We start from the raw sequence: 20,856 nt of genomic DNA, 5'->3' as shown, positions 1-20,856 counted from the left end.
TTTTCACCGGGTCCGCCACGGCACCTGCGGCGACCGGTGGTAGTCGACGCCCAGCGCCTCCAGGCGCGGCCCCTGGCCCGCGAGCCGCTGCCGGTAGTCCTCCCAGTCGTGCGAGGCGGCCGGGGACCAGCCCAGCTCCGCCGCGCTGAGCAGCCGGGGGAAGGCCATCGTGTCGATGTGGGCGCTCGTCGAGACGGTCTCGCTCCACAGCGGCGCCTCCACGCCCCTGACGGCGCCCGCGGGGACGCCCGGCAGGTAGGCGCCCGGGTCCCAGTCGTAGGACCGCCGCACCTCGACGTACCCGGCCCACGACAGGCCGAGCGGGGTGTCCTTGGTGTACTTCATGTCCAGGTAGAGCCGGTCGGCGGGCGACAGGACCAGCCCGGTGCCGTTGCGCGCGGCGTCCGCCACCCGCGCCTTCTCCGCGTCGCCGGTGCGGTCCAGGCCCCAGTACTGGGCGAGCGCGCCGGGCGCCGGGCGGGCACCGGTGAGCTGGTGCCACCCGACGACCGTCTTGCCGTACTTCGCCACGGTGGCCTGCGCCCGGTCCATGAAGGCCACGTAGTCTCGGTGGCTGGTGGAGTGGGCCTCGTCGCCGCCGATGTGCAGGTACCGGCCGGGGGTGAGCGCGGCGAGCTCGCGGACGACGTCGTCGACGAAGTCGTACGTGACGTCCTTCGCCACGCACAGGCTGCTGAAGCCGACCTCGGTGCCCGTGTAGAGGGGCGGCGCGACGCCGTCGCAGTTCAGCTCGGCGTACGAGGCGAGGGCGGCGTTGGTGTGGCCGGGCATGTCGATCTCGGGCACGACCTCCAGGTGGCGGGAGGCGGCGTACGCGACGATGTCCTTGTACTGGGCCTTGGTGTAGTACCCGCCGGGCCCGCCGCCGACCTGGGTGGAGCCGCCGTGGGTGGCCAGGCGGGGCCAGGAGTCGACGGCGATGCGCCAGCCCTGGTCGTCGCTGAGGTGCAGGTGCAGCTTGTTGATCTTGTAGAGGGCCAGCTGGTCGATGTAGCGCTTGACCTGCCCGACGGTGAAGAAGTGCCGCGACACGTCGAGCATCGCGCCCCGGTAGCCGTAGCGGGGGGTGTCGGTGATGGTGCCGCCCGCGACCGTCCAGGGGCCGGGCTGCCGGGTGTCCTCCTCCATGGAGGCCGGCAGCTGCTGGCGGAGGGTCTGGACGCCGTGGAACAGGCCGGCGGGTTCGCGGGCGGTGACGGTGACGCCCGCCGGCCCCGACTCCAGCCGGTAGCCCTCCTCCCCGAGCGCCGTCTCGCGGCCGCTGAGCCGCAGCCGGATGCCGCCGGGGCCGTCGCCGCCGGTGACCGGCAGGGCGTATCCGGTGGAGGGCCGCAGCACCTGTGCGAGGTAGGTCCCGATGCGGCGGGCCTCACGCGCGTCGGCGCCGGCGCCGGGGACACGGTCCACCTGGATGCGGGTGCGGGCGGTCAGCGTGTACGGGGCGCCGCCGGGGCGCACGGAGGCGGGCACGGGCACGACGTCGCCGAGCGGCCGCACGGCGGGCGCGGGGGTCGTGGGGGCGGCCTCCGGGCCGGCGGGCGCGGCTCCGGTGCCGGCGGCCCCGGCCGCCACGACGAGCAGCAGCACGCCGAGGAGGCGGGTTCCGGGGCGGGTGGTGCGGGTGCGGGTGCGGGGGGACGTTCCGTGCTGTCTCACAAGCGGTCCCTTCGACGGGGCGTCGCGACTGTGGCGGGGCAACCGAACGGTCCATGCGTACCGTGCGCCTCAGGACCGGTCAAGGTATAGACCACTTCCGGACCGCCTCGGCCGACGGCGCCCACTCCCCCAATGCCAGAATCCTCGGCATGACGGAAATCATCCAGAAGGACGGGACCTGGAGTTTCGACGGGGACGTCATACGCATCGTGCCGGGTGGCGACAAGGGCGTGGGGCTGCTGCGCCAGACCCTCGGCGAGGTCGCCGTACCCCTGCGGGCGCTGGCCGGGATCTCGTTCGAGGCGGGCAGGAAGGCGGGGCGGCTGCGGCTGCGCCTGCGTGACGGGGCCGATCCACTGCTGCGGGTCACCGGGGGCAGGCTGGCGGACGGCTCCGACCCCTACCGGCTGGCGGTGGCGAACGACCGCAGCGGGGTGGCGGAGTACTTCGTGGACGAGGTGCGCCACGCGATGCTGCTGGAGCAGGTGGAGACCGGTCCGGTGGACCGGTACCTGCTCCCCGGCCCCGCCGTGCCGATCACCGTGGGGGCGGGGGACGGCACGGTGACGTTCGACGGGGAGCGCGTGCGCCTGGAGTGGAACTGGAAGACCGAGGAGTCCAAGGCGTCCGGCGGGGTCCGCACCCTGGCCCTGGCCGACATCGAGGCGGTGGAGTGGCTGCCGGCCGCCGGACTGGAGAACGGCTACCTGCGCTTCCGGGTGGGGGTCGGGGCGGCCGCCTCTCCCCCGGCGCCCAAGTACGACCCGTACGCCGTGGAGCTGTACGGCTTCCGCAAGGACCCGCTGATGGCGCTCGTCGGCGCGGCCGTGGTGGCCCGGCTGCCGCACCCGGACGCCCCGGCGCGGGCCGGGGCGCCGGTGGCGGAGGTGATGGCGGGCGCCGACCACGACGTCCTGCTGCGGCGGCTTCGGGAGCTGGGCGAGCTGCACCGGGCGGGCGTCCTCACCGACGACGAGTTCTCGACGGCAAAACAGGCAGTACTCAAGCAACTCTGACCAAAACGGACCCGACCCTGCCCGAAATCGGGCAGGATTGTTGCCATCCCTATGCCTGTCCTCCAATATCTACGAGTGCTCGAACACCGCCCGTCGCACGACGACCTCATCGACCACCTGGTCCGCAGCACCGCGCTCCAGCGCGGTGAGGCCGCCCGGGTGGTGCTCGACGTGCTGGCGTACTTCGACGAGACGACGGAGGAGTTCGTCCGCCGGCGCCACCGCGAGCTGCAGTCCGGCGGCGAGGTGAACGCCACCATCTTCGAGCGGATCGCGGCCGAGCTGCCGCACCGCGCGGTGGCGCCACCGGAGCTCTCGCTCCGGCAGCTGCGCCGCATCGTCTACGGCTGAGCACACACCACGAACCTGGAGGGGCAACACTTTATGTGCGGAATCGTCGGTTACATCGGCAAGCGTGACGTGGCTCCGCTGCTGCTGGAGGGTCTGGCGCGGCTGGAGTACCGGGGGTACGACTCGGCGGGCATGGTGATCACCAGCCCCAAGTCGGCCGGTCTGAAGATGGTCAAGGCCAAGGGCCGTGTCCGCGACCTGGAGGCCCGCGTCCCCAAGCGCTTCACCGGCACCACCGGCATCGCCCACACCCGCTGGGCCACGCACGGCGCCCCGAGCGACGTCAACTCCCACCCGCACATGGACCCCGACAACAAGGTCGCGGTCGTCCACAACGGCATCGTCGACAACGCCGCCGAGCTGCGCGCGAAGCTCGAGGCGGAGGGCGTGGTGTTCGCCTCCGAGACCGACACCGAGGTCCTCACCCACCTGATCGCCCGCTCCCAGGCCGAGACGCTGGAGGAGAAGGTCCGCGAGGCGCTGAAGGTCGTCGAGGGCACGTACGGCATCGCCGTCATGCACGCCGACTTCAACGACCGCATCGTCGTGGCCCGCAACGGCTCGCCGGTCGTCCTCGGCATCGGCGAGAAGGAGATGCTCGTCGCCTCCGACATCGCCGCGCTGATCGCCCACACCCGCCAGATCGTCACCCTCGACGACGGCGAGATGGCCACCCTGAAGGCCGACGAGTTCCGCACGTACACCACCTCGGGCACGCTCACCACCGCCACGCCCGAGACCGTGGAGTGGGAGGCCGCCTCCTACGACATGGGCGGCCACGACACGTACATGCACAAGGAGATCTCGGAGCAGGCCGACGCCGTGGACCGCGTGCTGCGCGGCCGCATCGACGAGAAGTTCTCCACCGTGCACCTCGGCGGTCTGAACCTGGACGCCCGCGAGGCGCGGGGCATCCGCCGCGTGAAGATCCTCGGCTGCGGCACCTCGTACCACGCCGGTCTGATCGGCGCCTCGCTGATCGAGGGCCTGGCCCGCATCCCGGCCGACTCCGAGCCGGCCTCCGAGTTCCGCTACCGCAACCCGGTCGTGGACCCCGACACCCTCTACATCGCCGTCTCCCAGTCCGGCGAGACCTACGACGTGCTGGCCGCCGTCCAGGAGCTCAAGCGCAAGGGCGCCCGCGTCCTCGGCGTCGTGAACGTGGTCGGCTCCGCCATCGCCCGCGAGGCGGACGGCGGCGTGTACGTGCACGCCGGCCCCGAGGTCTGCGTCGTCTCCACCAAGTGCTTCACCAACACCGTGGTCGCCTTCGCGCTGCTCGCGCTGCACCTGGGCCGCATCCGCGACCTGTCGGTCGCCGACGGCAAGCGGATCATCGAGGGCCTGCGCAAGCTGCCCGCCCAGATCCAGGAGATCCTCGAGGGCGAGGAGGACATCAAGAAGCTCGCCGCCGAGTACGCGGACGCCAAGTCGATGATGTTCATCGGCCGCGTCCGGGGCTACCCGGTGGCCCTGGAGGCCTCCCTGAAGCTGAAGGAGATCTCCTACATCCACGCCGAGGCGTACCCGGCCTCCGAGCTGAAGCACGGTCCGCTGGCGCTGATCGAGCCCGCCATGCCGACCGTCGCGATCGTCCCGAGCGACTCCCTGCTGGAGAAGAACCGGGCCGCCATGGAGGAGATCAAGGCCCGCAGCGGCAGGATCCTCGCGGTCGCCCACCAGGAGCAGGAGAAGGCCGACCACACGATCATCGTCCCGAAGAACGAGGACGAGCTGGACCCGATCCTCATGGGCATCCCGCTCCAGCTCCTCGCCTACCACACGGCCCTGGCCCTGGGCCGGGACATCGACAAGCCGCGCAACCTGGCGAAGTCCGTCACCGTGGAGTAGGTCCCGCGGAGAGCGGCCGGGCCGGCCCCCGCGTGTCGGGGGCGGCACCGGCCCGCAGGGCGGCCCCCGGCGCGTGCCACCGACGCGCCGGGGGCCGCCCTTTTCCCGTACGGCCGGTGCCGCCCTCGCACCGGCCCCGTGGCCGCTCGGCCGGTGGCCGTCACACCCCGGCGCGCGGCGCGCGGTCGTGCTGCTTCCCAGCCACCGGTACATACCCTTCACCAGCGCCCGACCCACCTGCCGGACGGCCTGAATCCGCCTGGGGCGTACGGAGTTGACGCTGCGTCACCGTGCGGGCGGTGGACGCCGGCGGGTTACGGGATGACGACGACCGGCCGCTGGGCGCGGCGCGCCAGCCGTCCGGCGACCGAGCCGAAGATGCGGCCGACGATGCCGTGCGTGGAGCCGACGACGATGGCGTCGGCCGAGTACTCCCGGCCGACCTCCTCCAGTTCGTGGCAGATGTCGCCGCCGCGCTCGACCAGGATCCACGGCACCTCGGAGAGGTAGTCCGCGCAGGCCAGCTCCAGTCCCAGGACCTCGGTGCGGTGGTCGGGGACGTCGACGAAGACGGGTGGCTCGCAGCCGGCCCAGACGGTGGTGGGCAGCCGGTTGGCCACGTGCACGATGATCAGCCCGGAGCCGGAGCGGCGGGCCATGCCGATGGCGTACGCGAGCGCCCGCTCGCTGGAGGTCGAGCCGTCGAAGCCGACGACCACCCCGTGCTGGAAGGCGGGATCGCAGGAGTGGCGCGTCTGGGCCGCCGCGAGGGGGTCGACCGGGGAGTCGGCGACCTGCCTGCGGTCCGCGGGTTCAGGGATTTCGTGACCGGCCATCGGTGTCTCGGCGCAAGAGTCCTCTTGGGAAGGAGCAGGGGTACAACGGTTGGCGGTGGAGCTCTGTCCGGGATTGGTCTTCCCCGGCCCATACCCCCAAGGGTACGGCGGCACTCCTCCACTGCCCAGTGTCCGCCACCCTGCCGCGGCGGTCACACGGCGTTCCAGGGAGCATGCACGAGCCCGTCCCGTATGGCAATGCCGGATGCCCCTTACAGCCGTCCGCGGCGCCCTCGCCGGGGCACCCCCGCTGCTCCGGAAACCCGTCTCCACCAGCGCTTACGCCCCGGCCCCGCGCCGCGCCTTCCGGCCACCGGCCGGAAGGCGCGGGGCCCGAGCGGTCCCGGGCCCCGCCCGCCGGGAGCCCCCGTGAGCCCGCTCCCGGGGCGGGTCGCCCGCGCGTCGGACCACCCGCGCCCACCCGCACCGGCATCGGCACCGGCCCCCGGCATGGGGCCCCGGGGCGCCCGCGCCGAGCCTCCGCCCGCCCGCGGGCCGCACCGCACCGCGCCGCACACAGCGGCCCGCCCCGGGCCCGCGTGGAGCCCCCGCGCTCCCCCGCCTGCCGCCCGCCCGGTGGCGACGCCACGACGAGCGGCCATCCCGCCGCCGCGCCGCCTCCGTGCCCCCGGCGCCGTACGGCACCCGCGCCGGGCCTCCGCACCCCCGGCCCGTCCCCGGCCACCCGCGCGGGAGCGTCCCGCGCGGGTGGCCGGGGCACGCCGTGCCAGGGGTCCGTACCGGCCGGTCGGGGCGGCCGGAGCGGCGCCCGCCCGCGTTTTCGTCACGCTCCGTAGCAATGGCCGGAACCATGCCGACCGACCGGTACTCTCGTCGGCACTCCGACCCGACCCGTGGCCGCCACGCGCGCGGGGGCTCGGGGTCCCGGGACGCTCCGCACGTCCGGGGGCGGAGGGCAGTGACCGGGGCGGCCGGCCGTCGTTGGCCACACGGTCCGACCGGTCATACCGCAGCCCCTCGTCCGCGGTCCACAGTCCAGGGAGCGTCCCGTGCCCTCACGCCCGCCCACGCCCGTCCCGTCGTCCGCCTCCGAGTCGGCGAGCGACGTGGTGCGCTGGGCCGCCTTCAGCTGTGCCCTGGTTCCCGTGGTCCTGCTGGTGTACGGCACGTCCTTCGGCGGGGCGGCCGGCACGGCGGTGGGGCTGGCCGCGGTGACCACCGCCTGCCGGGTCCTGCTGCGCCGCTCGGAGCGGGCGGCCGAGGCGGACCGGCGGCGGACGGTCCCGTACCGCGCGGGCCGGCACTCGCGGCCGGGGGGCGGTGCGCGCCGCGGGGGGCGTCACGGCGGGGGCTCTACACCCCGGGGCTGACATGTTCGTACAAGCGCACCCGTATGTTTTCGGCCAACTTCGGCCAGGTGGCCGTTCCTTGCCGAAATGGCCTGCCAACCCCCTTGTCACCAGGCGAGAAAGGACCGCGAGGGGCGCTCGCACCCTACGCGGATGGGCCATGCATGCGAGACGGCCTTCCCTGCGGGGCCCCGGAGTGGAACGCTTCGTGATCGAATGCTTCGCGCCAAGTTGCCTTGTCGACTTAGTGCCGGATGCGGAACTTGTCACTCCGGCGCGACGGGACGCAGTAGATTCGATCATGACTATCGAAGACTGGGGACTCGTGCAAAACCGAGGGGAAACGTGCAGGAGCGACAGGACCTAGGAGACGCGAACACCGAGGGGGGATTAGCGTCATGAGCCAGGACTCCGCCGCACCGGAGACCGGACGCAAACTGTCCGGACGGCGCCGCCGAGAGGTCGTCGCAGTACTGCTGTTCAGCGGCGGCCCCATCTTCGAGAGTTCCATCCCACTCTCGGTGTTCGGGATTGACCGCCAGGACGCCGGAGTTCCGCGCTACAGGCTGCTCGTCTGCGCGGGCGAGGACGGACCGCTGCGTACCACCGGCGGGCTCGAACTGAGCGCGCCGTACGGCCTGGAGGCCATCAGCCGGGCAGGCACCGTCGTCGTACCGGCCTGGCGGTCGATCACCTCGCCGCCACCGGCCGAGGCGCTCGACGCGCTGCGCCGCGCACACGAGGAGGGCGCCCGCATCGTCGGCCTGTGCACCGGCGCGTTCGTGCTGGCCGCCGCCGGATTACTGGACGGGCGGCCCGCCACCACGCACTGGATGTACGCGCCGACGCTCGCCAAGCGCTACCCGTCGGTCCACGTGGACCCGCGGGAGCTGTTCGTCGACGACGGCGACGTGCTGACGTCCGCCGGGACGGCGGCCGGGATCGACCTCTGCCTGCACATCGTGCGCACGGACCACGGCACCGAGGCGGCCGGGGCACTCGCCCGCCGGCTCGTGGTGCCGCCCCGGCGCAGCGGTGGACAGGAGCGGTACCTCGACCGGTCGCTGCCCGAGGAGATCGGCGCCGACCCGCTCGCCGAGGTGGTCGCCTGGGCACTGGAGCACCTCCACGAGCAGTTCGACGTGGAGACGCTCGCGGCCAGGGCGTACATGAGCCGGCGGACCTTCGACCGCCGCTTCCGCTCGCTGACGGGGTCCGCCCCGCTCCAGTGGCTGATCACCCAGCGGGTGCTCCAGGCCCAGCGGCTGCTGGAGACGTCCGACTACTCGGTCGACGAGGTGGCCGGCCGCTGCGGCTTCCGCTCGCCGGTCGCGCTGCGCGGGCACTTCCGCCGCCAGCTGGGCTCCTCGCCCGCCGCGTACCGGGCCGCCTACCGGGCCCGGCGCCCGCAGGGCGAGCCGTCGGGGCCGTCCGGACCACCGGCCATGGTGGACTCCGTGCTGCCGTCGCAGCTGCCGCCGGCCGCGCGCCGGGCGGGCGCGTCGTCCACCGCCGGACCGGCGGGGGCGGCGGGCGCGCCGGACCACGGGAGGCCGCACGCGGACGCCTTCAGCGGCGGCCGGGCGGCCCTCCCGGGCCAGCGCAGCGCGCCGTAGGAGGACGGGCGGGACCAGAGCATCGCCGAGGAGGGGCGGTCGTCGAGGGGGCGCGGAGGCGCGCCCCGCCGGCGGCCGCCCCTCTAAGGTAGGACGCATGAACGATCGCATGGTGTGGATCGACTGCGAGATGACCGGGCTCTCGTTGACGGACGACGCACTTATCGAGGTGGCCGCGCTGGTCACCGACTCGGAACTGAACGTACTCGGTCAAGGGGTGGACATCGTGATCCGCCCGCCGGACGCGGCGCTGGAGACCATGCCGGACGTGGTGCGCCAGATGCACACCGCCTCGGGCCTGCTCGACGAGCTCGCGAACGGCACCACCCTCGCCGACGCCGAGGAGCAGGTCCTCGCCTACGTGCGGGAGCACGTCAAGGAGCCCGGCAAGGCCCCGCTGTGCGGGAACTCGGTCTCCACCGACCGCGGCTTCCTGCTGCGTGACATGCCGACCCTGGAGGACTACCTCCACTACCGGATCGTCGATGTCTCCTCGGTCAAGGAGCTGGCTCGCCGCTGGTACCCGAGGGCGTACTTCAACAGTCCGGAGAAGGCCGGCAACCACCGGGCCCTGGCCGACATCCGCGAGTCCATCGCCGAGCTGCGCTACTACCGCGAGGCGATCTTCGTCCCGCAGCCCGGGCCCGACTCGGACACCGCGAAGCGCATCGCCGCGCGCCACGTCCTGCCCGAGTAACCGGGCCGCCCGAAAGGCGGGAGCGAGCACCCTCTCGGACCCTGTACACTTTTTCTCGGCCGGTCGGGAAAAAGACCGGTCGTGGTGGGTATAGCTCAGCTGGTAGAGCACCTGGTTGTGGTCCAGGATGTCGCGGGTTCGAGTCCCGTTACTCACCCTGATCGACGAAGGGCCGGTCCGCGAAAGCGGACCGGCCCTTCGTCGTACCCGGGGCGGGCGGACGGCGCCGGGCCCGACGTCGCCGTGGCGTACGCCACTCGCGCCGGTCCGGCGGGGGTGCAGGGCCGACGGCGACGAGCGGACCACGTGGCTCGCGCACCCGGACGGCTCCTGGGCACGGGCCACCAGTTACGGCGGGCAGCGGCCGCTCGTCCACCAGGCCGGCCCCCGAGGACTGTGGGACGTCCTCGACCGGATCCGGTCGTACTGGCAGCACGGCGAGCTGGAGTCCCGTTACTCACCCTGACCGGTGAACGGCCGGTGTGTGGAGGCGGATCGGCGCTTCGTCCGGTCCGGCAACCTTCGCCCGTCCGGTGGCGACTGTGAGGCATCCGGCACGCTCCCCTCACTCCAGGAGGCCCCCGTGGCCCACCCGTACGTGCGCCCGCGTGGACGAGGCCGCGCACGTGGGCGGTTCCGGCGCCGCCGTGGGGTGCCGGGGGCGCGGGGCGCGGGGCGGTGGGCCGGGCCTGGGGGTGCGGGCGCGCCCGGCGCCGTGTCCGTGTCGGTGGAGCACCGTGGAACGCGCTGCCGTCGGGGTGGGTCCACGGGTGGGTGTTCGCCCGGGCCGGCCGGGTCGAAGGGCGGGTTCCCGCCTATGCCGGTGCGGCGGACGTCGGGCCCGGTGCGCGCCGGGCCCGGCCGGGGCGCCGCCGTGGCGGGCGGGGCCGGTGGGCGGTGGCTGGCCGGCCGGCGGTGCGTGCCGGGCCGGAGTGCAGGTCTCGCGTGGTGCGCACGGGTGTTTCCTCTCGGACGTGGGGTGTCCGTGGCGGGCCATGAGGATCCCGGCCCGCCCGGGTCTGACGCTTCGTGCACAAGCCCTGAACCAGTGGGAGCGCTCCCACTATGGGGAGAGGGAAGCGAGGGGTCAAGATGCTTGAAGAGTCGAAGAAAATCGACAAAGAAAATTGACGGCCCCTCTGTTCCTTGACGGAACATGCCGCTACGGTCTGCTGCACCAGTGGGAGCGGTTCCATTCCAGTCGGCGCATGGTCGGACGGCGCCCGAGCTGCAAGGAGTCGCTCATGCGACACCCCCGCACGTACGCCCCGGGGACAGGGCGCCTGCACGCGGCACGGGCCGCCCGGCGTTCACCCCTCCCACCGCTCGCCACTCCTCTCCACCGTGGCGAGTGACACCGGAGCAGCCGTACGCGTGATCCCCGCGCCCCACCCCTGATCCGGTACGCCCGGGCATCCCGCTCCGCGATCAGCGACGACGGTACGACCCGCACATGTCCGTACACATCCGTCACCGGGCCGCGCGGCCATCCGCGCACGCCCACGACCGAGAGGTAGCACCGGAGATGAGCCGCACCAGAACCGCCGCACCGCCCTCCCGACGCCGTACCGCCCTCCTGGCCGCCTGCACCCTGATGGCCGCGACCGGCGCCACCGCCACCGCGCTGACCACCCAGGCCGGCGCCGCGGCGCCCGGCTGCCGGGTCGACTACCAGGTCACCAACCAGTGGAGCACCGGCTTCGGCGCCAACGTCACCGTCACCAACACCGGTGACCCGGTGAGTTCCTGGACGCTGGAGTGGAGCTACGCGGGCGACCAGCGCATCGGCCAGTCGTGGAACGCCACCACCACGCAGTCCGGCGCGGCGGTCACCGCCCGGAACGCGTCGTACAACGGCAGCCTGGCCACCGGCGGATCGACGTCCTTCGGCTTCAACGCCTCGTACAGCGGCACCAACGCCGTGCCCACGACGTTCAAGCTCAACGGCGTGACCTGCAACGGCGTCACCGACCCGACCGACCCGACGGACCCGACCGACCCGCCGCCGACCGGCAGCCGCGTCGACAACCCGTACGCGGGCGCCAAGGTGTACGTGAACCCCGAGTGGTCCGCGAAGGCCGCCGCCGAACCGGGCGGCACCCGGATCTCCCAGCAGCCGACCGGCGTGTGGCTGGACCGGATCGCCGCCATCAACGGCGTGAACGGCGGCATGGGCCTACGGGCCCACCTCGACGAGGCGCTGCGCCAGAAGGGCACCGGCGAACTCGCCGTCCAGCTGGTGATCTACAACCTGCCGGGCCGCGACTGCGCCGCGCTCGCCTCCAACGGCGAGCTGGGCCCGACGGAGATCGACAAGTACCGGACCCAGTACATCGACCCGATCGCCGCGATCCTCGCCGACCCCAAGTACGCGGGCCTGCGGATCGTCACCACCGTGGAGATCGACTCCCTGCCGAACCTGGTCACCAACGTGACCCCGCGCCCGACCGCCACGCCCAACTGCGACGTGATGAAGGCGAACGGCAACTACATCAAGGGCGTCGGGTACGCGCTGAAGAAGCTCGGCGCGATCGGCAACGTCTACAACTACGTGGACGCCGGCCACCACGGCTGGCTCGGCTGGGACGACAACTTCGGCGCCTCCGCCGACCTGTTCAAGCAGGCGGCGACCGCCGAGGGCTCGACGGTCTCCAACGTGCACGGCTTCATCGTCAACACGGCCAACTACAGCGCGCTGAAGGAGGACCACTTCAAGATCGAGGACTCCGTCAACGGCGTGTCGGTGCGCCAGTCGAAGTGGGTGGACTGGAACCGGTACACCGACGAGCTGTCGTACGCCCAGGCCATGCGCGCCAGGCTGGTCTCGCTCGGGTTCGACCAGAACCTGGGCATGCTGATCGACACCTCCCGCAACGGCTGGGGCGGCGCGGCCCGGCCGGCCGGTCCCGGCGCGACGAACAACGTCGACACGTACGTCAACGGCGGCCGCTACGACCGGCGCATCCACCTCGGCAACTGGTGCAACCAGGCGGGTGCCGGTCTCGGCGAACGTCCGAAGGCCGCACCGGCGGCGGGCATCGACGCGTACGTGTGGATGAAGCCCCCGGGCGAGTCGGACGGGTCGAGCAGCCAGATCCCGAACGACGAGGGCAAGGGCTTCGACCGGATGTGCGACCCGACGTACACGGGCAACCCGCGCAACGGCAACAGCATGTCCGGCGCGCTGCCGAACGCGCCGGTGTCGGGCCACTGGTTCCCGGCCCAGTTCCAGGAGCTGATGAGGAACGCCCACCCGGCGCTCTAGTCGCTCCGTGAGCTCCGCCCCCGGTGCCGCCAGTGGGCCGCCGGGGGCGGAGACGTCCCGGGACGCGGGCCGGGGCCGCGCCCCCTCACGTGGAGTCGCGGACCACCAGCTCGGTCGGCAGGACGACCCGGCAGGGCTCGGGATCCGCGCCGGTGATCTCCTGGAGCAGGGCACGGGCCATGCGGCGGCCCATCTCCTCGATCGGCTGGCGCACGCTCGTCAGCGGCGGGTCCATGAGGCGGGCCCCCGCCGAGTCGTCGACACCGATGAGCGCCACGTCGTCGGGGACCCGCCGGCCCGCCTCGCGCAGCACGCTCCGGGCGCCCGCCGCCATGACGTCCGAGGCGGCGAAGACGCCGTCGACGTCGGGGCAGCGCTCCAGCAGCTCCCGCATGGCGCGCCGGCCGCCCTCCTCGGTGAAGTCGGCGGCGGCGACCAGGCGGTCGTCGGCGGGCAGACCGGCCGCCTCCACGCCCTGCCGGTAGCCGTCGAGGCGGCAGCGCGCCACGTACATGTCGAGCGGGCCGGTGATCGTCGCGACCCGGCGCCGGCCGCGGCCGGTGAGGTGGTCGACGGCCGAGCGGCCGGCGCCCACGTTGTCGGAGTCCACGTACGCCACGCGCTCGCCCGCGGAGCGGCGGCCGTTCAGCACGGCGGGCACGCCCAGCTCCCGCGCCAGGTCGGGCAGCGGGTCGTCGCCGTGGACGGAGACCAGCAGGACGCCGTCCACCCGCTGGGCGGACAGGTACTGCTCGAACCGCTGCCGTTCCTTGCTGGACCGGATCAGCGTCAGCAGCAGCTGCATGTCCGCGTCCGCGAGTTCGGCGCTGACGCCCCGGATGATGTCGAGGAAGTACGGCTCCGCGAACAGCCGGGACTCGGTCTCGGGGATCACCAGGGCGATGGCGTCCGTACGGGCGCCGGCCAGCGCGCGGGCGGCGCGGTTGGGGACGTACCCCAGCTCGGCGATGGCCCGGCCGACCGCCTCCTTCGCCCGGTCGCTGACCCGCGGCGAGCCGTTGATGACGCGGGACACGGTGCCGCGCCCGACTCCCGCCCGGGCCGCGACCTCTTCCAGCGTGGGCCTGCCGGTCTGCCGTCCGCTCACCGCCATAGGTCTCCCATCGAACGCAACGAGGTGTGACGTGCGTGAAGTGCACCGTCAACCTAGAGGGTGCCCCCCTGACCGGCCCAGGGGGAATACCGGCGCCACATGCGTGGGAGCGCTCCCACCGTAGAGGAATTCACCCCGTGCCGCCACCTGCACCCCAAGGCTTCCGGCCGCACCGCGCTTGCCGACGATTTCCCACCCATGTCTTGACACCCGCCCCGCCAGGCAGCAACCTTCCGGGCATGGCGGTGTGGGAGCGCTCCCACCGCCCGCACCGCCGTCCGACCCGGCCGCCGCCGAGCCGCTGAAAGCCGACCCGGACCTCCCTTCGCGCGCACACCAGCACCACCTGGACGAGGAGAGTGGAATGCGCACTTCCAGAATGACGGGCGGACGCCGCCGCCCCGGATCCGCGACCGCCGCGGCGCTCTCGGCGCTCACGGCCGGAGCGGTCCTGCTGACCGGTTGCAGCACCGACGGCTCAGGGGCCGACGGGACCGGCGGCGACGGCACGATCACCCTGCGCATCGGCACGTTCGGTTCGTTCGGCTACGACAACAAGAACGGCGCCAAGCTCTACGCCGAGTACGAGAAGCTCAACCCCAACATCAAGATCGTCGAGTCGAACGTGGCCGACGGCCAGAAGTACTGGGACACGCTGAAGCTGCGCCTCTCGCGCAACAGCGGGCTGGCCGACATCCAGGCCATCGAGGTCGGGTACATCGCCGAGGCCATCGGCCCGGCCATGGCGAACAAGTGGGTGGACCTGTCGCAGACGGGCGGCGCCGACACCGCCGCTTTCCTCGACTGGAAGGTCAAGCAGGCGACCACGGGCGACGGCAAGGTCATCGGCCTCGGCACCGACATCGGCCCCATGGCCATCTGCTACAACAAGGACCTCTTCGCCAAGGCCGAGCTGCCCACCGACCGCGCCCAGGTGGCCAAGCTGTGGGCGGGCGACTGGGCCAAGTTCGTCGCCGCCGGCAAGACGTACCAGAAGAAGGCCCCGGCCGGGACCGCCTTCCACGACTCCGCCAGCGGCCTGTTCAACGCCGTGCTCTCCAGCCAGCCCCAGCAGTACGCCGACGAGAAGGGCGAGCTGGCCTACGAGAGCAGCCCCGGCGTCCGCAAGGCCTGGGGTCTCGCCGTCGAGGCCGCGCAGAGCGGCATCACCGCGAAGCTCCGGCAGTTCGACGAGAAGGGCACCTGGAACGCCGGGTTCAAGAACTCGAAGTTCGCCACCGTCGCCTGCCCGAGCTGGATGACCGGCATCATCAAGGACCAGGCCGGTCCGGCCAACAAGGGCAAGTGGGACATCGCGAGCCCGCCGGTCGCCGGCAACTGGGGCGGATCCTTCCTCGCCGTGCCGAAGTCCGGCAAGCACGCGCAGGAGGCCGCCAAGCTGGCCGCCTGGCTCACGGCGCCCGAGCAGCACGCCAAGGTGTTCGGGGTGAACGGCAACATCCCCTCCACCAAGGAGACGCTGGCCTCGCCCACCGTGCAGAACGCGAAGATCGCGTACTTCGGTGACACGCCGGTCGGGAAGATCTACTCGGAGGCCGCGGCCGGGATCACGCCCGCGCCGGTCAGCCGCTACGACGGCCAGGTGAAGACGTTCATCACCGACAACGGCATCCTCGACATCGAGCAGCGCGGCACCGCTCCGGACGCCGCATGGGAGAACGTCAAGAAGCTCATCGCCGACAAGATCGACCAGTGAGCGCCCGCTGAGCAGCAGGTGAGCGGCCGCCGAAGCCCCGGTCCGGCCCGCCCGGCGCTCCCCCGCCGGGCGGCCGCCGGGCCCCGCGCGGCCGCCGAGGGCGCCGGCGGACCGGTGGCGCGTGACGGTCACCGGACCGGACGGGCGGCCCGCACGCCACGAGGTCGCCGAGCCCCGGGGTGCCCGCCGCGACCCGCGTGCCGCGCCCGCCCCGTGCGCCCGCCCGGCCTCTCCCGCCCCGCCGCTCCCGCGTGCACAGCGGCGTACGCCGGCGGCGGCACCGCGACCGCCCGCGCGTACCCGCCCACCGCCGCCCCCACCCCGCCGCCGCACCACAACCGCCCGCGCACCCGCGCACCCGCGCGCACCCACGCAACACCCGCGCCCCCGCATCCACCAGCCACCGCCCGCCCCGCCCCGCCCGCCCACGCACCCGCCTGGAAGGACGCCCTCGTGGCCACCTCCGTCCGTGCGGCGAACGACGGCACGTCGCCGCCCGACCCGCCCGCACCTCCCTCTCCGCCTCCCGCGGCCGCCCGCCGCACCGGCGGCTGGCGCAGCCGCCTCTACCGCTGGGACCTGAAGGCGACCCCGTACGCCTTCGTCGCCCCCTTCTTCCTCTGCTTCGCGGCCTTCGGGCTCTTCCCGCTCATCTACACCGGCTGGCTCTCGCTGCACCGGGTGGAGCTGGGCGGTGAGGCGCAGTGGCGCGGGTTCGACAACTACACGGGCCTGTGGGACAGCGACTTCTTCTGGAACGCGCTGGCGAACACCTTCACCATCGGTGTCATCTCGACGGTTCCGCAGCTGCTCATGGCGCTGGGCCTGGCCCACCTGCTCAACTACAGGCTGCGCGGCCGGGGTTTCCTGCGGGTCGCCGTGCTGGCGCCGTACGCCACCTCGATCGCCGCGGCGACGCTCGTCTTCGCCCAGCTGTTCAACAGCGACTACGGGCTGATCAACACCGTCCTCGGCCTGGTCGGGTTCGACCCGGTGGACTGGGAGTCGTCGAAGTGGCCCGCGCAGATCGCGATCTCGGTGATCGTCATCTGGCGGTGGACCGGCTACAACGCGCTGATCTACCTCGCCGCCATGCAGGCCGTGCCGCAGGAGCTGTACGAGGCGGCGTCGCTGGACGGCGCCTCGCGCTGGCGCCAGTTCGTCAGCGTCACCATCCCCTCCATCCGTCCGACGATCCTGTTCACCGTCGTCGTCTCGACGATCGGCGCCACCCAGCTCTTCGGTGAGCCGATGCTGTACGGCGGCAGCCTCGGGGTCAGCGGGGGCAGCGGCAACCAGTTCCAGACGCTGAGCCTGCTGATGTACGAGAAGGGCTGGGTGACCGGTGCGCTGGGGCAGGCGTCCGCCATCGCCTGGGTGATGCTGCTGATCCTGCTGCTGATAGGCGGCGTCCGGCTGCTCGTCGCCCGCCTGAACAGGGAGACCACGTGAAGATCAAGCAGACGGCGGGGCGCCAGCACCACGCGGGCCCGCTGACGTACGTCCTGCTGGGCCTGGCCGCCCTGGTCTCGCTCTTCCCGCTGTACTGGAACCTGGTCGCCGCCTCGCACACCGGCGAGCGCGTCGTCGAGGCCCCGGCGCCGCTGCTGCCGGGCCCGCACCTGCTCGACAACCTCACCTTCGCCTGGAACCAGGTGGACATGGGCGAGGCGCTGGTGAACACCACGGTCGTCGCCGGCCTGGTGGCGGCCTCCACGGTGCTGTTCTCCACGCTCGCCGGCTTCGCCTTCGCCAAGCTGCCGTTCCGGGGCCGCAACGTGCTGCTGGCCCTCGTCGTGGCGACGATGACGATCCCGCCGCAGCTCAGCGTCATCCCGCTGTACCGGATCATCACCGACCTCGGATGGGTGGACCAGCTCCAGTCGGTCGTCCTGCCCTCCCTGGTGGCCGCCTTCGGGGTCTTCTTCATGCGGCAGTACCTGCTGGAGGCGCTGCCCGTGGAGCTGGTGGAGGCCGCGCGGGTGGACGGGGCGCACAGCCTGCGGGTGATCTGGCACGTCGTCTTCCCGGTCGCCCGGCCCGCCATGGCCGTGCTGGGCATGCTGGTCTTCGTACAGGCCTGGAACGACTTCTTCTGGCCCTTCATCGCGCTGACGCCGGACGGCAACCCGACCCTCCAGGTGGCGCTCGCCGGCCTCGGCTCGGGGAACCACACCATCAACCAGGCGATCGTGCTCACCGGCGCGCTGATCTCCACCGTGCCGCTGCTGCTGGTGTTCGCGCTGCTCGGCAAGCACATCGTGGGGGGCATCACCTCGGGCGCGGTCAAGAGCTGACCGCGCCGGGCGGGGCCGGCCCGGACGGCACCGGCCGGCCACCGGCCCCTCCCCCCCCCGACCGCACACACCCACGGTCGGCCGCATCCCGGTCAAGTACCGGCGCCGCGCCGCCGATTCCGTGGAGACGGCCCGTTCCGCCCCCACGGACGGTCCCGTCACGCCCGCCCGGCCCGTCACGACGTCCCGGCGTCACGGCGGCCGGCGCGACGCCCGAACACGCACCGGTCCTCCGTCCCGCTGCACCCTTACTCGCGTTGGGAGCGCTCCCGTATGACTGCGTCCGATTCCCTGCCGCTCACCGCCACCCGCCGGTTCCCGCCCGGGTTCCTGTGGGGCGCGGCCACCGCCGCCTACCAGATCGAGGGGGCGGCGGCCGAGGACGGCCGAACCCCGTCCATCTGGGACACCTTCTCCCACACGCCGGGGAAGGTCTTCGAGGGCCACACCGGCGACGTGGCGGTCGACCACTACCACCGGTTCCAGGACGACGTCCGGCTCATGGCGGACATGGGCCTGACCGCGTACCGGTTCTCCGTGTCCTGGTCGCGCGTGCAGCCGACCGGGCGCGGCCCGGCCGTCCAGAAGGGCCTGGACTTCTACCGCCGGCTGGTCGACGACCTGCTGGCGCACGGCATCGAGCCGGTGCTGACGCTGTACCACTGGGACCTGCCGCAGGACCTGGAGGACGCGGGCGGCTGGCCGCACCGGGCCACGGCCGAGCGGTTCGCCGAGTACGCCGGGATCGTCGCCGGTGCGCTGGGGGACCGCGTCGGGCGCTGGACCACGCTCAACGAGCCCTGGTGCAGCGCCTTCCTCGGGTACGGCTCCGGCGTCCACGCCCCGGGGCGCACCGACCCGGTCGCCGCCCTGCGCGCCGCCCACCACCTGAACCTGGGTCACGGGCTGGCCGTCCAGGCGCTGCGCGCCGCGCTCCCGCCCCGCGCGGAGACGTCCGTCTCGCTCAACCTGCACGAGCTGCGGCCGCTCACCTCGGCGCCCGGGGACCTGGACGCGGTGCGCCGGATCGACGCGGTGGGCAACCGGGTCTGGCTCGGTCCGATGCTGAAGGGCGCCTACCCGGACGACCTGCTGCGGGACACCGCCCACCTCACCGACTGGGGGTTCGTCCGGCCCGGCGACCTCGCCGACATCCACCAGCGGCTGGACACCCTGGGCATCAACTACTACACGCCCACGCTGGTGGCGGCGGCCCGCGAGGGCGACGACGCCCCGCGCAACGACGGGCACGGCGCCAGCGCCCACTCGCCCTGGCCCGGGTCCGAGGACGTCGCCTTCCACCAGCCGCCCGGCGAGCGCACGGCGATGGGCTGGGCGATCGACCCGACGGGCCTGTACGACCTGCTGCTGCGGGTGGCGGGCGAGCACCCGGGCCTGCCGCTGCTGATCACCGAGAACGGCGCGGCGTTCGAGGACGAGGTCGCCGCCGACGGCACCGTGCACGACCCGCGGCGCCTCGCGTACGTGCACGGCCACCTGGAGGCGGTGCACCGGGCGATCGCCGACGGGGCGGACGTGCGCGGGTACTTCCTGTGGTCGCTGCTGGACAACTTCGAGTGGGCCTACGGCTACGCGAAGCGGTTCGGCGCGGTGCACGTCGACTACGAGACCCAGGCGCGGACGCCGAAGTCGACCGCCCACTGGTACGCGCGCGTGGCCCGGTCGGGTGAACTGCCGGCCCTCGACGGGGCCTGACCGGCGGGGCCGGACAGGGCCGGGGCCCCGGGCGGCCGCCCGGGGCCCCGGCGCGTCGCGCGCCCGGGTGCGTACACAATCGCCTCATGCGCACACTCATCCGCAGGTTCCGGAGACGGGCCCTGGCCCTGGCGGCCGTCGTGGCGCTCGGCGCCGTACCGGCCGCCGGCTGCGGCCCGGGGGGTGAGGACCCGGCCGGCCGGACCGTCCTCACCGTGGGCCTGTTCGGGTCGTTCGGCTACCAGGAGGCCGGGCTCTACGACGCGTACATGAGGCTCCACAAGGACGTCGTGATCCGGCAGACGTCCATCCAGCGCAACGAGAACTACTACCCGCAGCTGCTCACCCACCTCGTCAGCGACAGCGGCCTCGCCGACGTCCAGGCCGTCGAGGCGATCAACATCGCGGAGGTCACCGCCACCCAGGCCGACCGGCTGGAGGACCTGGGCAGGGTCCCGGGGGTGCGCCGGGAGGACTTCCTGCCGTGGAAGTGGCGGCAGGCCACCACCCGGGACGGCCGCACCGTGGGCCTCGGGACCGACATCGGACCGCAGGCCGTCTGCTACCGCAAGGACCTCTTCGCCCGGGCCGGGCTCCCCACCGACCGGGACGCGGTCGGCCGGCTGTGGGCGGGCGACTGGCGCAAGTACCTGGAGACGGGCAAGCGGTACCGGGACCGCGCCCCGGCGGGCACCTCGTTCGTGGACTCGGCGTCCGGCGTCCTGTCGGCCATCACGGGCGGCAGCGCCCGCCGGTACTACGACGAGGACGGCACCGTCGTCTACCAGTCCAACCCGGCCGTGCGGGAGGCGTGGGACATCGCCGCCGCGTTCGCCACCGAGGGGCTGACGGCCCGGCTCCAGCAGTTCACCCCCTCCTGGGACCAGGCCTACGCCAACGGGACCTTCGCCACCGTCTCCTGCCCCGCCTGGATGCTCGGCTACATCGAGGACAAGGCGGGCCCGGCCGGTGCGGACCGGTGGGACGTGGCGGCCGCGCCCCGGCCCGCCAACTGGGGCGGTTCCTTCCTCGTCGTGCCGAAGTCGGGCCGGCACCGGGCGGAGGCGGCGCGGCTGGCGGCCTGGCTGACGGCGCCCGCCCAGCAGGCGACGCTCTTCCGGCGGCGCGGCAGCTTCCCCAGCGCGTCCGCCGCCCACGCCCTCCCGGCCGTCGCGGACGCCCGGCACCCGTACTTCGGTGACGCGCCGATCGGCCGCATCTACACCCGCGCCGCCCGGGGCGTCCCGGTGGCGGTCCTCGGGCCGAAGGACCTGGTCATCGCCCAGAACCTGGCCGACGTCGGCATGCTCCAGGTCGACCAGAAGGGCCGGCGGCCCGAGGACGCCTGGGACGCGGCGGTCAGGACCATCGACAACGCACTGGACCTGTGACC

At 73.1% G+C, this 20,856-nt stretch carries 16 protein-coding genes and 1 tRNA gene; 14 read left to right on the top strand and 3 right to left on the bottom strand.

Annotation, left to right across the window (positions count from 1 at the left end):
- Nucleotides 1–3: 3 nt before the first annotated feature.
- The gene (locus tag A4V12_RS12550; protein ID WP_064069382.1) at nt 4–1,677 is read right to left on the bottom strand and encodes a beta-N-acetylhexosaminidase; all 1,674 of its coding nucleotides are present in this window, start codon (nt 1,675–1,677) and stop codon (nt 4–6) included.
- Nucleotides 1,678–1,826: 149 nt separating this feature from the next.
- Between A4V12_RS12550 and A4V12_RS12545 the strand changes: the two genes are divergently transcribed.
- The 3 genes from A4V12_RS12545 (at nt 1,827) to glmS (ending at nt 4,895) form a co-directional block, all read left to right on the top strand.
- Nucleotides 1,827–2,693: a DUF4429 domain-containing protein gene (locus A4V12_RS12545; RefSeq protein WP_064069381.1), complete on the top strand. Its 867-nt coding sequence runs from the start codon at nt 1,827–1,829 to the stop codon at nt 2,691–2,693.
- A 75-nt stretch (nt 2,694–2,768) separates the two neighbouring features.
- Entirely contained in the window at nt 2,769–3,044 is a 276-nt protein-coding gene (locus A4V12_RS12540) for a hypothetical protein (protein ID WP_064069380.1), read from the top strand.
- Nucleotides 3,045–3,077: 33 nt separating this feature from the next.
- A complete protein-coding gene (gene glmS, locus A4V12_RS12535; protein ID WP_064069379.1) occupies nt 3,078–4,895 on the top strand; it encodes a glutamine--fructose-6-phosphate transaminase (isomerizing) in 1,818 nt (605 codons plus the stop codon).
- Between the two features lie 314 nt (nt 4,896–5,209).
- Here the strand turns inward: glmS and A4V12_RS12530 are convergent, their stop codons facing one another.
- The gene (locus A4V12_RS12530; protein WP_064069378.1) at nt 5,210–5,731 is read right to left on the bottom strand and encodes a universal stress protein; all 522 of its coding nucleotides are present in this window, start codon (nt 5,729–5,731) and stop codon (nt 5,210–5,212) included.
- Between the two features lie 1,010 nt (nt 5,732–6,741).
- Between A4V12_RS12530 and A4V12_RS12525 the strand changes: the two genes are divergently transcribed.
- The 6 genes from A4V12_RS12525 (at nt 6,742) to A4V12_RS12505 (ending at nt 12,619) form a co-directional block, all read left to right on the top strand.
- Nucleotides 6,742–7,062, top strand: coding sequence for a hypothetical protein (locus A4V12_RS12525; RefSeq protein ID WP_064069377.1), 321 nt, complete (start codon nt 6,742–6,744; stop codon nt 7,060–7,062).
- Nucleotides 7,063–7,439: 377 nt separating this feature from the next.
- Nucleotides 7,440–8,657, top strand: a complete 1,218-nt coding sequence (locus tag A4V12_RS12520; protein ID WP_064069376.1) for a helix-turn-helix domain-containing protein — start codon at nt 7,440–7,442, stop codon at nt 8,655–8,657.
- Between the two features lie 97 nt (nt 8,658–8,754).
- Complete coding sequence (gene orn / locus A4V12_RS12515; protein WP_064069375.1) at nt 8,755–9,354, top strand: oligoribonuclease; 600 nt, start codon at nt 8,755–8,757, stop codon at nt 9,352–9,354.
- An 84-nt stretch (nt 9,355–9,438) separates the two neighbouring features.
- Nucleotides 9,439–9,511 (top strand) — tRNA-His (locus tag A4V12_RS12510).
- Complete coding sequence (locus tag A4V12_RS39740) at nt 9,482–9,820, top strand: hypothetical protein (RefSeq protein ID WP_079137006.1); 339 nt, start codon at nt 9,482–9,484, stop codon at nt 9,818–9,820. The genes A4V12_RS12510 and A4V12_RS39740 overlap by 30 nt, the downstream gene beginning before the upstream one ends.
- 1,059 nt (nt 9,821–10,879) lie before the next feature.
- Nucleotides 10,880–12,619: a glycoside hydrolase family 6 protein gene (locus A4V12_RS12505; RefSeq protein ID WP_064069374.1), complete on the top strand. Its 1,740-nt coding sequence runs from the start codon at nt 10,880–10,882 to the stop codon at nt 12,617–12,619.
- A gap of 85 nt (nt 12,620–12,704) precedes the next feature.
- Here the strand turns inward: A4V12_RS12505 and A4V12_RS12500 are convergent, their stop codons facing one another.
- Entirely contained in the window at nt 12,705–13,733 is a 1,029-nt protein-coding gene (locus A4V12_RS12500; RefSeq protein ID WP_064069373.1) for a LacI family DNA-binding transcriptional regulator, read from the bottom strand.
- Nucleotides 13,734–14,097: 364 nt separating this feature from the next.
- Between A4V12_RS12500 and A4V12_RS12495 the strand changes: the two genes are divergently transcribed.
- From A4V12_RS12495 to A4V12_RS12475, 5 genes are all read left to right on the top strand, one after another.
- Nucleotides 14,098–15,450, top strand: coding sequence for an ABC transporter substrate-binding protein (locus A4V12_RS12495; protein ID WP_064069372.1), 1,353 nt, complete (start codon nt 14,098–14,100; stop codon nt 15,448–15,450).
- A gap of 453 nt (nt 15,451–15,903) precedes the next feature.
- The gene (locus A4V12_RS12490) at nt 15,904–16,902 is read left to right on the top strand and encodes a carbohydrate ABC transporter permease (RefSeq protein WP_064069371.1); all 999 of its coding nucleotides are present in this window, start codon (nt 15,904–15,906) and stop codon (nt 16,900–16,902) included.
- Nucleotides 16,899–17,747: a carbohydrate ABC transporter permease gene (locus A4V12_RS12485; protein ID WP_064069370.1), complete on the top strand. Its 849-nt coding sequence runs from the start codon at nt 16,899–16,901 to the stop codon at nt 17,745–17,747. Before A4V12_RS12490 ends, A4V12_RS12485 begins: the two co-directional genes overlap by 4 nt.
- Nucleotides 17,748–18,020: 273 nt before the next feature.
- Nucleotides 18,021–19,463, top strand: a complete 1,443-nt coding sequence (locus tag A4V12_RS12480) for a GH1 family beta-glucosidase (RefSeq protein ID WP_064069369.1) — start codon at nt 18,021–18,023, stop codon at nt 19,461–19,463.
- A gap of 86 nt (nt 19,464–19,549) precedes the next feature.
- Nucleotides 19,550–20,854, top strand: a complete 1,305-nt coding sequence (locus tag A4V12_RS12475; RefSeq protein WP_064069368.1) for an ABC transporter substrate-binding protein — start codon at nt 19,550–19,552, stop codon at nt 20,852–20,854.
- Nucleotides 20,855–20,856: the final 2 nt, after the last annotated feature.

The organism is Streptomyces noursei (assembly GCF_001646665.1).
Taxonomy (GTDB): Bacteria; Actinomycetota; Actinomycetes; order Streptomycetales; family Streptomycetaceae; genus Streptomyces; species Streptomyces lavendulocolor.
This window is presented reverse-complemented; position numbering and strand designations above follow the sequence as displayed.